At 48.4% G+C, this 13,858-nt stretch carries 13 protein-coding genes; 7 read left to right on the forward strand and 6 right to left on the reverse strand.

The genetic code is table 11. The features are described 5' to 3' along the window. Positions 1 to 41: 41 nt before the first annotated feature. Complete coding sequence (gene rpoH / locus Q0X97_RS00280) at positions 42 to 902, forward strand: RNA polymerase sigma factor RpoH (protein WP_302065511.1); 861 nt, start codon at positions 42 to 44, stop codon at positions 900 to 902. Between the two features lie 65 nt (positions 903 to 967). Here rpoH and gap read toward each other — a convergent pair whose 3' ends face one another. From gap to Q0X97_RS00295, 3 genes are all read right to left on the reverse strand, one after another. Continuing rightward, positions 968 to 1,996: a type I glyceraldehyde-3-phosphate dehydrogenase gene (gap, locus tag Q0X97_RS00285; protein ID WP_302065278.1), complete on the reverse strand. Its 1,029-nt coding sequence runs from the start codon at positions 1,994 to 1,996 to the stop codon at positions 968 to 970. Between the two features lie 489 nt (positions 1,997 to 2,485). Continuing rightward, positions 2,486 to 3,169, reverse strand: coding sequence for a 16S rRNA pseudouridine(516) synthase (locus Q0X97_RS00290; RefSeq protein WP_302065279.1), 684 nt, complete (start codon positions 3,167 to 3,169; stop codon positions 2,486 to 2,488). A 165-nt stretch (positions 3,170 to 3,334) separates the two neighbouring features. Continuing rightward, the gene (locus tag Q0X97_RS00295) at positions 3,335 to 3,817 is read right to left on the reverse strand and encodes a pyridoxamine 5'-phosphate oxidase family protein (protein WP_302065280.1); all 483 of its coding nucleotides are present in this window, start codon (positions 3,815 to 3,817) and stop codon (positions 3,335 to 3,337) included. Between the two features lie 304 nt (positions 3,818 to 4,121). On the opposite strand from Q0X97_RS00295, the gene dnaQ reads away from it, so the two are divergent. Beyond that, entirely contained in the window at positions 4,122 to 4,850 is a 729-nt protein-coding gene (gene dnaQ, locus Q0X97_RS00300) for a DNA polymerase III subunit epsilon (protein ID WP_302065281.1), read from the forward strand. Next, entirely contained in the window at positions 4,847 to 5,530 is a 684-nt protein-coding gene (gene ispD / locus Q0X97_RS00305; RefSeq protein WP_302065282.1) for a 2-C-methyl-D-erythritol 4-phosphate cytidylyltransferase, read from the forward strand. Before dnaQ ends, ispD begins: the two co-directional genes overlap by 4 nt. Positions 5,531 to 5,793: 263 nt before the next feature. Here the strand turns inward: ispD and Q0X97_RS00310 are convergent, their stop codons facing one another. Next, positions 5,794 to 8,181, reverse strand: a complete 2,388-nt coding sequence (locus Q0X97_RS00310; RefSeq protein WP_302065283.1) for a DNA translocase FtsK — start codon at positions 8,179 to 8,181, stop codon at positions 5,794 to 5,796. Positions 8,182 to 8,483: 302 nt separating this feature from the next. After that, complete coding sequence (locus Q0X97_RS00315) at positions 8,484 to 8,819, reverse strand: carboxymuconolactone decarboxylase family protein (RefSeq protein WP_085390856.1); 336 nt, start codon at positions 8,817 to 8,819, stop codon at positions 8,484 to 8,486. Positions 8,820 to 8,920: 101 nt separating this feature from the next. On the opposite strand from Q0X97_RS00315, the gene Q0X97_RS00320 reads away from it, so the two are divergent. Continuing rightward, the gene (locus Q0X97_RS00320) at positions 8,921 to 9,829 is read left to right on the forward strand and encodes an AraC family transcriptional regulator (RefSeq protein WP_302065284.1); all 909 of its coding nucleotides are present in this window, start codon (positions 8,921 to 8,923) and stop codon (positions 9,827 to 9,829) included. Between the two features lie 134 nt (positions 9,830 to 9,963). Here the strand turns inward: Q0X97_RS00320 and Q0X97_RS00325 are convergent, their stop codons facing one another. Continuing rightward, on the reverse strand, positions 9,964 to 11,118 hold the full coding sequence (locus Q0X97_RS00325) for an extracellular solute-binding protein (RefSeq protein ID WP_302065285.1): 1,155 nt from the start codon (positions 11,116 to 11,118) through the stop codon (positions 9,964 to 9,966). 311 nt (positions 11,119 to 11,429) lie between these two features. On the opposite strand from Q0X97_RS00325, the gene rpsT reads away from it, so the two are divergent. From rpsT to Q0X97_RS00340, 3 genes are all read left to right on the forward strand, one after another. After that, positions 11,430 to 11,693 carry a 30S ribosomal protein S20 gene (gene rpsT / locus Q0X97_RS00330; protein ID WP_302065286.1) on the forward strand — a complete coding sequence of 88 codons (264 nt, stop codon included), beginning with the start codon at positions 11,430 to 11,432 and terminating at the stop codon, positions 11,691 to 11,693. A 176-nt stretch (positions 11,694 to 11,869) separates the two neighbouring features. Beyond that, positions 11,870 to 13,039, forward strand: coding sequence for a phospholipase A (locus Q0X97_RS00335; RefSeq protein ID WP_367881721.1), 1,170 nt, complete (start codon positions 11,870 to 11,872; stop codon positions 13,037 to 13,039). 78 nt (positions 13,040 to 13,117) lie between these two features. After that, on the forward strand, positions 13,118 to 13,849 hold the full coding sequence (locus Q0X97_RS00340) for a DUF502 domain-containing protein (protein WP_302065288.1): 732 nt from the start codon (positions 13,118 to 13,120) through the stop codon (positions 13,847 to 13,849). The last annotated feature ends 9 nt before the right edge of the window (positions 13,850 to 13,858 follow it).

A 13,858-nucleotide genomic window follows, 5' to 3' on the forward strand; every position in this document is an offset into this window, starting at 1 on the left:
GGCCGCCTTCTACACAATTTAAGGAAAACCAATAGATGACAATGAATAACGCCTTTGCATTACCCGTCCCCAGTGGTCATGGTAGCTTGGAGCAGTACATTCATACCGTAAACAATATCCCCATGCTGTCGGCAGAAGAAGAAACGCAGCTGGCAGAACGTCAAATGAAAGGCGACTTGGAAGCCGCCAAAAAACTGATTCTTTCACATTTGCGCGTGGTCGTGTCCATTGCTCGCGGCTACGATGGTTACGGCCTGAATCAAGCCGATTTGATTCAGGAAGGCAATATCGGCCTGATGAAAGCCGTGAAGCGTTTCGAACCTACGCGCGGAGCACGCTTGTTTTCGTTTGCCGTGCATTGGATTAAAGCCGAAATACACGAATTTATTTTGCGCAACTGGCGTTTGGTGCGCGTTGCAACCACCAAGCCGCAACGCAAACTTTTTTTCAATCTGCGCAGCATGCGTAAAAACCTGAATGCTTTATCTCCCAAAGAGGCTCAGGAAATCGCCGATGATTTGGGCGTGAAATTGTCTGAAGTATTGGAAATGGAACAGCGTATGACCGGTCGCGATATCGGCATTATGGCTGACAACAATGATGACGAGGACAGTTTCGCACCAATCGACTGGTTGGCAGACGACGATAGCGAGCCTACCCGCCAAATTGCCCAAAAAGCCCATTACGCTTTGCAAACCGAAGGCTTACAAAATGCATTGGCGCAATTGGATGACCGCAGCCGCCGTATTGTGGAAACCCGCTGGCTGCAAGATGACGGCGGTTTAACCCTTCATGAGCTGGCCGCCGAGTATGGTGTTTCAGCGGAGCGTATCCGCCAAATCGAAGCCAAGGCGATGCAGAAATTGCGTGGTTTCTTAGCGCACGAAGCCGAAGCAGTTTAATTTGAATGTATTGTAACAAAAGGCCGTCTGAAAATTTTCAGACGGCCTTTTTGGGTTTCAAGCAATCATTTGAATGGTGTTACTTCCATGCCGAACATTGCCCGGGCGGTATTCAGCATTTGGCAGCTGAAGCCCCATTCGTTGTCGTACCAAGCAAATACTTTTACCATGTTGCCGCAGCTCACTTTGGTAAGTGTGCTGTCGAAGTTGCTGGCTTCGGTGGTATGGTTGAAGTCCATTGAAACGAGAGGAAGGGTGTTGTAGCCGAGTATACCTTTCATCTCGCCTTCCGAGGCTGCTTTCAATATGCCGTTGATTTCTTCCACGCTGGTATCGCGGCTTGCCTCAAAGCTCAAGTCTACCAATGATACGTTTACAGTCGGTACGCGGATAGCCAAACCGTCCAAGCGGCCTTTTAATTCCGGAAGCACCAAACCGACTGCTTTTGCCGCACCGGTTTTGGTAGGAATCATGTTTTCCACACCGCTGCGGGCGCGGCGCAAGTCTTTGTGGCGTACGTCGGTAACGGTTTGGTCGTTGGTTAAGGCATGGATGGTAGTCATCAAACCCTTATTAATCCCAATGGCCTCGTTCAGGGCTTTGGCTACCGGAGCCAGACAGTTGGTGGTGCAGGATGCATTGGATACGACGGTCATGTCTTCGGTTAGGATGTCGTGGTTTACGCCGTAAACAATCGTGGCATCCACGTCTTCATCGGCAGGCGCGGAAATTAGCACTTTTTTAGCACCTGATTCCAAGTGTATTTTTGCAGCGGCTTTGCTGGTAAAGGCACCGGTGCATTCCATAACCAGATCTACGCCCAGCAGTTCCCAGGGCAGTTCCGCAGGATTACGGGTAGAGAAAAAAGGAATTTTTTTACCGTTAATAACTAAATGATTTTCATCGTAGGAAACATCGGCATCAAAACGGCCGTGTATGGTATCGAATTTAGTCAGATGGGCATTGGTTTCGAGGCTCCCACTGGCATTGACGGCAACAATTTCCAGTTGCTTGTCCAATTTGTAATCGTAGATTGCGCGTAATACTTGGCGTCCGATGCGGCCATAGCCGTTAATGGCAACCTTAATGCCCATGTTATGTTCCTTTTGTTTGTGCTGAGAGTTTAGAAAATAGGCTGTAGCAGCCTGTAAGTCGGCTGAATTATAACGTAGTGTAGTGGCATGTAGTCAAGCTGGAGTTGCAGACGGTAATGTTTTAATGAATGCCGTTTGAAAAGAAATTTAAGCAAAGGTGATGGTTAATATATTAAATTAAACTATAACTTTAGATAATATTATTGGATTATAAATAAATGAGTATATAATGATGGTTGTTGTTAAATTCTTTGAGCCAAAAAAAACCATCTATACTAAGGGGAAAAGTATAGATGGCCAAACACATTACGGGGAAAACGTCTTACTCACTTACTCACTCCTTTCGGAGCAAGTGTTACTCAGACCTCTGCATTATATATTAGTTCACAACTTTAAGTGTTAATTTTTTTAAATGCTTTTTTAAAATTAATATCATTTTGATTTTTAAAGTAAAATAGTTAATTTTTGATGTTGTGAATTATTCAATCTTTACAAAAATATAAACTTCCAAGTGCCGGACGGCAGATTTTCGGTATGCCAATCGCCGAATTTTCTGCGGTGAAGCTGTTCTACGCGGTTTCCTGCGGCGGAAATCATGCGTTTAACTTGGTGGTATTTGCCCTCGGTAATTGTCATTAATAATGTGGTAGGGTTTTCTAGAATGGCTTCGGTTGCCGCTACGGTTTCATTTTCATCATGTAAGAGTACACCGTTTTCGAGAGTTTTGCATAGCGTTTCATCGGTCGGATGTTTCAGCGTTACTTGATACAGTTTCGGAACCTTGTGTTTGGGCGAGGTCATGCGGTGGTTGAATTGGCCGTCGTTGGTAATCAGCAACACCCCTGTAGTGTCGGCATCCAGCCTTCCTACGGCCTGCATATCCAGTTGCCGCATATGGTCGGGGAAAAGGCTGAATACACTCGGATAATGTTGGGGCTTATGGGAAGTTTCGTAACCGGCCGGTTTGTTGAGCAGAATATAGAAATAGGGCATGGGTACGATGATAAACGGCTCCCCATCTATTTCTAAAGACGCTACTTCATCGGGTGTTATGTTGTCTTTAGGATGGTTGCGGATCGTACCGTTGATGGCGATACAGTCATTTTCTATCAACCATTGACATTGTTTGCGGCTGCCGATGCCCTGTGATTGTATATATTTGAGCAGTTGCATAATCAAAAGGATAGGAATTTTTCAGACGGCCTGATTGTACTGTAAGGCCGTCTGAAAAACTAATTGGTTCCATCAAAAGATATTCAATAAGCGGATTAAACGGCCAAAAAAATCGCCCCTCTAAAAGGGGCGCAAAAGGAACACAAACCACTACCAAAACAGTTATCAATATACGGCAAAATTTTCCATATTATAAGTTGCCGGATATAAGGCTTTCATCAAGTCGGCTGGTGAAAGCGTAAAATCTCGATTTTCATCTACCGTTAACCGGCCTTGTTGAGGGGTTAACTCTAATAAGCAAGCATCGGCTGCTTGGATTATTTTGTTTGTTGTGTGTCGCATACGGCGTTGCAGAGCATCAATAACACGGCTGTACAGGCTGTCTTTCTGCTTAATGGCGCGGATGGTGGTTATCCAGCTCAAGCGTGCCTGCGCGTCTGTGTCTTCAATCAGTAAAATACTGGTTTCTTGGCTGTCTTCTTGCGGTGTCTGCGGCAACCAAACATAATATTTTCCATCCAATGTCACATAAACGGCATCATGAATCTCCGTTATATCGCTGCATTGTGTTGCCAGCAACGAGTGAATGGTTTTTTGATGCAGTCTCAAAATATTCAGAGAGACTTGCTTGAAAATATTTTCAGGCATTTTTCCCTCCTTTCACTTTGGGTGTCATCGAGTGCTTGGGTTGCATTATACGCAATAAAGTATATTTTGCAAATGATAATTGTTATTATTTCAAATAAAAATTATAACTTTTTGTTTATTAAAAAATAAATTTTAAAATATTAGAGGGGATCAATAAAAATCATTGTTTAAATATATGGTAAGTATGCAACCGGCCGCTGTTTTTATCGGAGGAATGAAAATATCGGCGCAGCTTATCGTTGTTTTTTACTTTCGCAGCCGCTTTTAGTATGATGCGGCTGGACTTTTTTATAAGTGTTATGCCATGAATACCCGCCAGATCATTCTTGATACCGAAACCACCGGCCTTTATCCCAATAGTGGCGACCGCTTGATTGAGTTCGCCGGGCTGGAGATGATTAACCGCCAGATGACGGACAACAATCTGCATCTGTATGTCCATCCTGAGCGCGATATTCCCGAAGAAGCAGTTGCCGTACACGGTATTACCCTTGAGCGTTTGGAAGAAGAAAATGCGCCGAATTTTGCAGCGGTAGGCCGGCAAATTGCAGATTTTTTGCGTGGGGCGGAGTTGATTATCCATAACGCCAAGTTTGACGTGGGCTTTTTGGATATGGAGTTCCGCCGCATGGGTTTGCCCACTATTAACGAGCTGGGCTGTACCGTTATCGATACGCTGGCGATGGCGCGTGAAATGTTCCCGGGGCAGAAAGCGAGCTTGGATGCGTTGTGTAACCGTTTTGACGTAGACCGCAGCAAACGCGTGTTGCACGGGGCGTTAATCGACTGCGAATTGCTAGGCGGAGTTTACTTGGCGATGACGCGGGGCCAGTTCGACTTGATGGACAATTCCGCCGAAGAGGAAGAAGAAGTACATATCGTTACGGAAATAAAACGCCCTGCCTATTTGAAAGTAATTAAAGCTGATGAATTTGAAGCGGCAGATCATGAGGCTTATCTGGACGGCTTGGATAAAGCTGTCGGCGGCCAATGCGTATGGCGTGCTGCAAAAGGAAGCGGGGCGGAAGCGTGAGCCGTAATATCGCTTTGATTCCGGCGGCAGGTGTCGGAGAACGTTTCGGCGCGGGCAAGCCCAAACAATATGTCGAGATCAACGGCAAAACCGTGTTGCAACATACGCTGGATATTTTTTCCGCCCATCCGGAAATTGATTGTATCGCTGTTGTGCTGGCTCCGGACGATGGTTTTTTTCAGACGGCCTCTGATAAAACGGTTTTACTGCATTGCGGCGGCGGCAGCCGTGCCGAAACGGTAAGGAATGGTGTGAATGCATTGGTGGCGCAAGGATTGGCAGCAGATACAGACAATATTCTTGTGCACGATGCCGCGCGCTGCTGCCTGCCTGCCGAAGCCTTGAGCCGGTTGCTTGATGAAGCGGCCCATCAGGCATGCGGCGGCATTCTTGCCGTACCGGTTGCCGATACGCTTAAGCGTGCGGAAGGAAAGCAAATCCGAGAAACCGTACCGCGTAGCGGCTTGTGGCAGGCGCAAACGCCGCAGCTTTTTCAGACGGCCTTATTGCAGCGTGCTTTGTCGGTTGAAGATTTGAGTGCCGTTACCGATGAAGCCTCGGCGGTCGAGGCATTGGGCATCCGGCCTTTGTTGGTTCAGGGCGACAGCCGTAATTTAAAACTGACTTTGCCGCAAGATGAATATATTGTGCGGTTGTTGTTGGCGGATAAAAGCAAATAGGTTGGATACCGAAACATGCCATATTAGAGTTAGGAAAGGCCGTCTGAAAGATACAGTAGCAGTTTTCAGACGGCCTCTCCAGTTTAAACGGGTAAACTTGTAAAATTTAATTTTACGGTTTTATGGCATTGTTTGATTTCACCATCCTGCTTTTCCCGTTTCCAGTTACATTCTTTGTTGGCAGTAAGGGAGCTGTTAAAAGAAGAGGCCGTCTGAAAACACTTGCTTTGAGTTTTCAGACGGCCTTTTTACCGTTTGTTGTTTTACAGATTGTCTTTCTGCGCCAAAATCTTGCGGCTGCCGCCGACATCTGCGGGTGAAACCACACCGGCATCTTCCAATGCCTGCATCAGGTTGGCGGCGCGGTTATAGCCGATTCTGAGCTGGCGTTGCAGGGAAGAAATCGAGGTTTTGCGGGTTTCCAATACAAATGCCATGGCTTGGTCGAAGAGTTCGTCGCTGTTGGCATTGGGGTTGACGATATTGGTGGTTTCCAACGCCGCTTCGCCGCTGAGCAGGCCTTCGATATAGTTGGCCGGAGCTTGGCGTTTGATGTGGGCGACAATCTGGTGGACTTCGTCGTCGGATACGAATGCGCCTTGCAGACGGGTCGGCTCGGCGTTGCCGGGTTGCAGGAACAGCGAATCGCCGTATTTCAGCAGTTCGTCGGCACCCATTTGGTCGAGAATGGTGCGGCTGTCGATTTTACTTTGCACGGTAAACGCCATGCGGGTGGGAATGTTGGCTTTGATCAGGCCGGTAACCACGTCCACGCTCGGGCGTTGGGTGGCGACAATCATGTGGATGCCTGCGGCGCGGGCTTTTTGGGCAAGGCGGGCGATTTGCTGCTCGACCGATTTGCGCTCGGTCATCATCAAGTCGGCCAATTCGTCAATCACCACCACGATCATCGGCAGCTTTTCCAGAGGCTCGGGATCGTCGGGGTTGAGACTGAACGGGTTGAGCAGCGGTTTGCCCGCTTCTTTGGCATCGGCCACTTTTTTGTTGAAGCTCTCGATATTGCGCACACCGGCGTGCGAAAGCAGGCGGTAACGTTTTTCCATCTCGGCCACGCACCAGTTGAGTGCTTGGCCGGCTTCGCGCATATCGGTTACCACGGGGCAGAGCAGGTGGGGAATGCCGTCGTAAATGCTCAATTCCAGCATTTTCGGATCGATCATGATAAAGCGTACTTCTTCGGGCGTGGCTTTAAACAGAATCGACAAAATCATGGCGTTCACACCTACCGATTTACCCGAACCGGTCATACCGCCGACCAATAAATGCGGCATTTTCGCCAAATCGCCGACCACGGGAATGCCGGCAATGTCTTTACCCAGCGCGACGGTGAGTTTGGACTTGGCATCGGTAAACACGGGCGACGAGAGGATTTCGCTCAGCATTACGTCTTGGCGGCGTTCGTTGGGCAGCTCGATGCCCATGGTGTTTTTACCGGCAATGGTTTCGACAATCCGCACGGCCTGTAAAGACATCGAACGCGCCAAGTCTTTGGAAAGGTTGACAATCTGGCTGCCTTTTACGCCTTGGGCCGGTTCGATTTCAAAACGGGTAATCACCGGGCCGGACGTAGCGGAAACCACTTGTGCGCCGATGCCGAATTCCGCCAGTTTGGCTTCGATGCGTTCGGCGGTTTGTTGCAGCTTGTCGGGGTTGACCACCGGCGGCTCGCCTTGCGGCAGGCGCAGCAGGTGCAGCGAAGGCTTGGTGTATTCGCCGCTGTGCTGGTGTTCGGCCGCTTCGCCTTTTTCGTCGAACAAGGCGGGCTGGACGGGCGCGGGCGGGGCAACCGATACGGCCACTTTGCGGTTACTGCTGGTGCCTTCGATTTGTTCTACCGGCTCGGCGGTGATGTTTTTCGCTTCACGCACCATGCGGCGGGTGGTTTTGGCATCAGGCAGGTCTTTGATGTATTTGTGCTCTTTGCGGGTGAGCTTCATCCAAAACCATTCCAGTTTGGCACCGGTTTTTTCAAGGATGTCCAGCCACGAAACTTGTGTGAGAAGCGATAGGGCCAGCAGTAAAACCACCAGCATAATCAGTAGGCTGCCCGACGTGCCCAAGAGCCAGCTCAAGCCACCTGCGGCAAACGAACCGACCAATCCGCCTGCACCGACGGGCAGGGAATCGGCAAGCTGGTTTTTGAATGAAAACACTTCGAGAATCGGGCTGCAAATCAGTAAAACAGCCAGAGCGGATATGGCAATGGTGTGGTTGTAGGGTTTGCGTTCTTCGGTTTGCAACGGGCGGAAGTTTTTGTAGAGGAAAACGCAGGCGGCGATAACCCACCACCAAAACGATAAACCGAACAGGTAATAGCCGATGTCGGCAAGATAAGCACCGAACAGGCCGCCGAGGTTGTGTACGTCATCGGAAGGCGGCACGCTGCGCGACCACGCAGGGTCGTCCATCGTGAAGCTGGCGAGCGCCAGAGCAACATAAACGGTAACCAGTAATCCGAGTAGCCAGCCGGTGTCGTTGATCAGGTTTACGATATGCTGTGGGCGTTTTTTGACGGGATCGTTTTTCGTTACGCCTCTGGCATGACATGGCAGTTTTTTTTCAGACGGCCTTATGCTTGCAGTCTTGGACTTATTGGTTTTTTCGGTAATTTTTGGGGGTTTTGTAGCCATAAACAATTGTATTGTGGAGGCCGTCTTAAAAGCAAAACGGCGGCAAAAGGAACATTGACCGCCTGATGCCGTTGAAGTTTCGGAAATATTGAAAAACATTTATGCAGGCGGCTTGGCAGAAAGCGGGATTATACAATATCTATGTTCATCTCTTGCAAAAATACGGCTGAAAGGCTGTTGTTTTGGCAGCTCGCACCGGATGATCAATCAATGTTCAGATTTTTCTATACAGGCCGTCTGAAAAAAGCCCGCCGTAAGGCGGGCAAGGTTCATCTGCTTGATATAGCAACGAACTGGGAGAGTTAGCGTTGGGTTTCGGCAGCTTCCAAAACACGTAAAGCGTAGGTGTAGGCGGCACCGGCATTGAGTGAAATGGCTGTTGCCAGCGCTCCGACGATTTCACTTTCGGTTGCACCTGCTTTAACTGCATTTTCGGCATGAATACTGATGCAGCTTTCGCAGCGCGTGGTAATCGCTACGGCAATAGAAATCAGCTCTCGGGTTTTCTCGTCCAATGCTTCGGCAGCCGCCGCTTGATCGAGCAAGTCGTAGGCTTGGACCATTTTAGGATGGGATTTGCCTAATTCGCCAAACAATTTTTTTACATGGGCAGTATGTTCAGGCCAGTTTTGAAACATGTTAATTTCCTTTCAGGTTAGTTATTTTGAATTTCAGACGGCCTCATTTTACAAAAAAAACAGTAGAATAATCTGCAAATCGTCTCAAAATCTGGTGCGAAATGGATATTCTCGACAAATTAGTTTCTCTGGCCCAAATCAAAGGGCGTGTGGATGTGCAATGCCGTTTTCAAGAAAATTGGTATGTAAGGCAAGAGCCTGTGCAAACGCAGGGGCAAGTACATATCGTTGCCGAAGGGGAAGGGTATTTAAAGGTCGACGGGTGTGATGCAAGGTTTTTGGAAGCGGGAGATGTGGTTTTGTTTCCCCGCATCGCGGGGCATGTTATCAGCAGCAGCGCGGCTTGCGATAACATCGGCGATGTACCGGAAGTTGTGCAAAACGGGGTGTTTACGCTGAAAAAGAGCGGTTCGGCCGGGCAGGGCATGGATTTATTTTGCGCCTGTTTTGATTATGATGCCCAAGCTGATTTAATCAGGAGTTTGCCGGAAGTCGTTTATCTGAAAGTCGAACACCCTTCGTTGCGTGCTTTGATCGGCATGTTGGAATACGAGGCGGAACGCAAAGAGGAAGGAGCGGGAACCGTTATAAATGCTCTGTTTTCCGTTTTGTTGGTGTTGTTGATGCGTGTTTATCTGGAACAGGGCAATCGGGAGGCGTTGGCCGGTACATTGAACGGTTGGCAGGATAACCGCCTCAGAGGAGTGGTGCAAGCGGTGTTGGAATCGCCGGAACATACGTGGAGTGTCAGTGATATGGCGGCAACAGCCAATATGTCGAGGGCCCAGTTGATGCGTTTATTTAAACAGCAAATAGGGGTCAGCCCTCACGTCTTTGTAAACCGTATCCGTTTGCAGCAGGCTGCTTTGTTGCTTAAAAATACGGCAGATTCGGTGTTATCGGTGGGCTTGTCGGTAGGCTTCCGATCGGAAACGCATTTCGGTAAAGCTTTTAAAAAGCAATATGGCATGTCTCCCGGACAATACAGGAAAAGCGACAAAGCGGATTGAGCCGGTGCACCCGAGTAGAGCAGCAGAGATCATCTGTTTCCTACTCAAGTTAAGCTATATTAGTTATGCTCGGCTTGCCAATCATAAAAAACAACGGCTGCATCATACAGCCGTTGTTTTCCAAGAAAACAGGTTTAGCGGGAGCCGACTTTGATTTTCTGCCACAGATTCACGGTCAGTTTTTTCGCATCATCTGCCATTTGCGGCATAACGAAACCGTCTTTTACATCATCGGCATTCGGGAAAATGGAGCGGGTGGCAACCAGCGCAGGATCCATTTTCTCACGGGCCGGCAGGCTTGCGGGGGCGAAAGTAACGGCATTGCCGTTTTTCGCAGCCACTTCAGGGTCAAGCGTATGGTTGATATATTTGTGGGCATTAACCACGTTTTTGGCATCGGCGGGAATCAGCCAAGATTCGATCCAGAAGCCCATGCCTTTCGGTGTGAGCACTTCGATGCCTACATTGTTTTTCACTTCTTCCGAACGCGCTTTCGCCATGTTCAAATCACCGCCGTTGCCTGCTGCCAAACACACGTCGCCACGGGCCAGTTCATCGATAACCGACGGGCTGAAACGTTTCACGTCGGGGCGGATGGCTTGCAGAGTGGCCGCCGCCGCTTTGATGTCGTCGGCGTTGGTTCCTTTCGGGTCTTTACCCAGATAGTTCAGCACAATCGGGAACATTTCGCTGGGGGTATCCCACAAAGCGATGCCGCAAGATTTCAATTTGTTGGTGTATTCGGGTTTGAACAGCAAATCCCAGCCGTTTTCAGGCAGTTGGCCGCCCAGTATTTTTTTACCTTTGGCTGTAATGGCCAAAGTGTTCACGCCTGAGAAATAAGGTACGGCGTATTCGTTGCCGGGGTCAGCCGTTTCGAGCATTTTCAACAGCTCAGGATCGATGTTTTTATAGTTCGGAATCAAATCTTTATTGATTTTCTGATATGCACCTGCTTTGATTTGGCGCGGCAGGAAAGCGATACCGGGCACAACAAGGTCGTAACCTGATCTGCCGGTTAATACTTTGGCTTCCAGCGTTTCATTATTTTCATACAGGTCGTAAGTAAGTTTCAGGTTGTTGGCTTTTTTGAAGTCTGCAACGGTGCTTTCGTCAACGTAGTTCGACCAATTGTAGATGTTGAGTGTGTCGGTTGCGGGCAGGCCGTCTGTATTGGCAGCAGCGGCAGAGCCTGCATCTGCTTGAGGTTGGGCGGTTTTTTGCTCGCTTTGTCCGCCGCAAGCGGCCAAAGCAAGGGCTGCGATTACGGCTAATACTGATTTTTTCATACGGGTTGTTTTCCTGATGAAATGGTTGAAATGAAAGAAGCCGCTGCCCCATAGTAAACCCCGGCGGCGGCATGAAGCGGTATTGTAATGGAGTGCCTAATAAAAATCAAAATGATAGAGGTGTTTTGAGGAGGTAGGATATGGGGTGGAAAGGCCGTCTGAAAGCAGCATTTCTGTTTGAAGATTGTCGCTTTCGGGAGGGCTTGCAGGTGGGTATCGGGGGTTTTTGATTAAAACACTTGCGTATATACAGTTAAGTATTTAAAATTACGCGTTTACGAAAATTTGATTTTTATCAGGAGATATTCAATATGGCAAACAGCGCACAAGCCCGCAAACGCGCCCGCCAAGCGGTTAAACAACGTGCCCACAACGCCAGCCTGCGTACTGCTTTCCGCACAGCGGTGAAAAAAGTACTGAAAGCGGTTGAAGCCGGCGATAAAGCTGCCGCCCAAGCGGTTTACCAAGAGTCTGTGAAAGTGATCGACCGCATTGCCGATAAAGGCGTTTATCACAAAAACAAAGCAGCTCGTCATAAAAGCCGTTTGTCTACCAAAATTAAAGCTTTGGCTTAATTTGAGCAGGCCGGTAGGCGCGATGCGGTAAAGCTGTTGGGGCTCCGCACTGCTATCATGTAAATGCTCCTGAACAGACGGAAGTTCGTGTTCAGGAGCATTTGCTTTTTTGATTTGAAGATTTTGATAAATTGAAACGGTGAGGCAAACGTTTGGAAGCCGTCTGAAGTTTTCAGATGGCCTTTGGAAAGTGGTTGGTAAATATAATGTTAAAACGTTATTTGATTATCGGTGCCTGTTTATCGGCAGCAGTACCTTCGGCTGTGGCAGAAGATGCCGCATTGCAATGTACGTTGGTACGGGACAACTCATTGCGTCTGGCTTGTTTTGATAAAGTGTATTCGGCACAATTCCCGCTGCAAAAGCAGCCAGCACCGCCTAAAAGCGAACCTAAAGCTGTGGATTTGGTTAGGACGGTGGATGAAAGCTTGAATCGAAAAGAAGCCACTATTGTTTTCAGTAAAGACAAAGCGCAACCGTTGGCTGCTCCTACAGAAACTTTACTTGATGCAGCGGACGCTTATACCCCGCTGAGCCATATGTATGATTTGGATCAGAATCACACAAGCGGAATTTTATCGGTACGCGAGCATAATCCCATGTATCTGATTCCCGCGTGGTACAACAGCAACCCGAACAGAATGCCGCAATCGTCTACGCGGGGAGTGTCTGAAAACCGCATTTCCAAAGAGCAGAAGCGCTTGGAAGCCAAAATGCAGGCCTCTTTTAAAACCAAGTTGATGGAAGATGTATTCAAAACCCGTGCCGATATTTGGTTTGGTTATACTCAAACTTCGCATTGGCAGGTCTGGAATCAAGGCGAAAAATCGGCACCGTTTCGTAACAACGATTACCAGCCGGAGTTTTTTATTACCCAGCCGGTGAAGGCCGATTTGCCCGGCGGCGGTAAATTGCGTATGCTCGGTTTGGGTTTGGTGCACCAATCGAACGGTCAAAGCCGCCCTTTATCGCGCTCTTGGAACCGCATCTACGGCATGGCAGGTATGGAATGGGGCAAATTAACGGTGATTCCGCGTTTATGGGTAAGGGCGTTCGACCAAAAAGGCGAAAGAGACGATAACCCCGATATTTCCCGTTATATGGGTTATGGCGATTTAAAACTCCAATACTTATTTAACAACAAGCAAACCATCGCCACCACCATGCGTTATAACCCGAAAACCGGCAGAGGAGGCGTGCAAGCCGATTATACTTTCCCGATTAAAGGCAAGCTGAAAGGTTATGTACAGGGTTTTCACGGTTACGGCGAAAGTTTGCTCGACTATAACCATAAACATAACAGCATCGGTTTTGGTTTTATGTTAAATGATTGGGACGGTTTTTAAAACGTTCAAAAACACTCGTTTATTGCTGCCCAAACGCGTATAATGCCGCGTTTGGGCAGCAACTTTAAGATTGACACTATGGCAAAATACACGGCAGACAGCAGCAGTTTCGCTAAGGCATTGAAGAAATACCTGATTACGGGTGTTCTGGTATGGCTGCCGATTGCCGTTACGGTTTGGGTGATTACCTATATTGTTTCCGCGTCCGACCAATTGATTAATCTGCTTCCTCTGCATTGGCAGCCGAAATACTTTTTAGGATTCAATATTCCCGGTTTGGGCTTCATCGTAGCGGTGTTGGTATTGTTCGTTACCGGTTTGTTGGGTGCGAATGTATTAGGCAAACGCATGATTGCCGCTTGGGATAACCTGCTCGGCCGCATACCGGTTGTAAAATCCATTTATTCCAGCGTTAAGAAAGTATCGGAATCATTGCTTTCCGATTCGCGGCAATCGTTTAAAACACCGGTGCTGGTGCCGTTTCCGCAACCCAACATTTGGACGCTGGCTTTTGTATCCGGCAGCATTCCGGCTCCTGCACTGCAAAGTTTGCCGCAAGACGAGGAATATATTTCCGTTTATGTGCCGACCACGCCCAATCCCACCGGCGGTTATTACATCATGGTAAAACGCAGCGATGTGCGCGAACTGGATATGAGCGTGGACGAAGCGTTGAAATACGTTATTTCTTTAGGCATGGTGCTGCCGGCTTCTGCCGAAGCCCCTGCCTTGCTGACAGCTATGCCGTCTGAAAACGGCGAAACCGTTTCAGACGGCCTCCAATCAACATCAAAATCCGAAAATAAATAAAGGGATTCA

It is taken from the genome of Neisseria sp. MVDL19-042950, from assembly GCF_030504625.1.
Taxonomy (GTDB): Bacteria; Pseudomonadota; Gammaproteobacteria; order Burkholderiales; family Neisseriaceae; genus Neisseria.

Coding starts and splice junctions, on each gene's coding strand:
- rpoH (WP_302065511.1), top strand. CDS start 42: ATGAATAACGCCTTTGCATTACCCGTCCCCAGTGGTCATGGTAGCTTG.
- gap (WP_302065278.1), bottom strand. CDS start 1,996: ATGGGCATTAAGGTTGCCATTAACGGCTATGGCCGCATCGGACGCCAA.
- Q0X97_RS00290 (WP_302065279.1), bottom strand. CDS start 3,169: ATGCAACTGCTCAAATATATACAATCACAGGGCATCGGCAGCCGCAAA.
- Q0X97_RS00295 (WP_302065280.1), bottom strand. CDS start 3,817: ATGCCTGAAAATATTTTCAAGCAAGTCTCTCTGAATATTTTGAGACTG.
- dnaQ (WP_302065281.1), top strand. CDS start 4,122: ATGAATACCCGCCAGATCATTCTTGATACCGAAACCACCGGCCTTTAT.
- Q0X97_RS00310 (WP_302065283.1), bottom strand. CDS start 8,181: ATGGCTACAAAACCCCCAAAAATTACCGAAAAAACCAATAAGTCCAAG.
- Q0X97_RS00315 (WP_085390856.1), bottom strand. CDS start 8,819: ATGTTTCAAAACTGGCCTGAACATACTGCCCATGTAAAAAAATTGTTT.
- Q0X97_RS00320 (WP_302065284.1), top strand. CDS start 8,921: ATGGATATTCTCGACAAATTAGTTTCTCTGGCCCAAATCAAAGGGCGT.
- Q0X97_RS00325 (WP_302065285.1), bottom strand. CDS start 11,118: ATGAAAAAATCAGTATTAGCCGTAATCGCAGCCCTTGCTTTGGCCGCT.
- rpsT (WP_302065286.1), top strand. CDS start 11,430: ATGGCAAACAGCGCACAAGCCCGCAAACGCGCCCGCCAAGCGGTTAAA.
- Q0X97_RS00335 (WP_367881721.1), top strand. CDS start 11,870: ATGGCCTTTGGAAAGTGGTTGGTAAATATAATGTTAAAACGTTATTTG.
- Q0X97_RS00340 (WP_302065288.1), top strand. CDS start 13,118: ATGGCAAAATACACGGCAGACAGCAGCAGTTTCGCTAAGGCATTGAAG.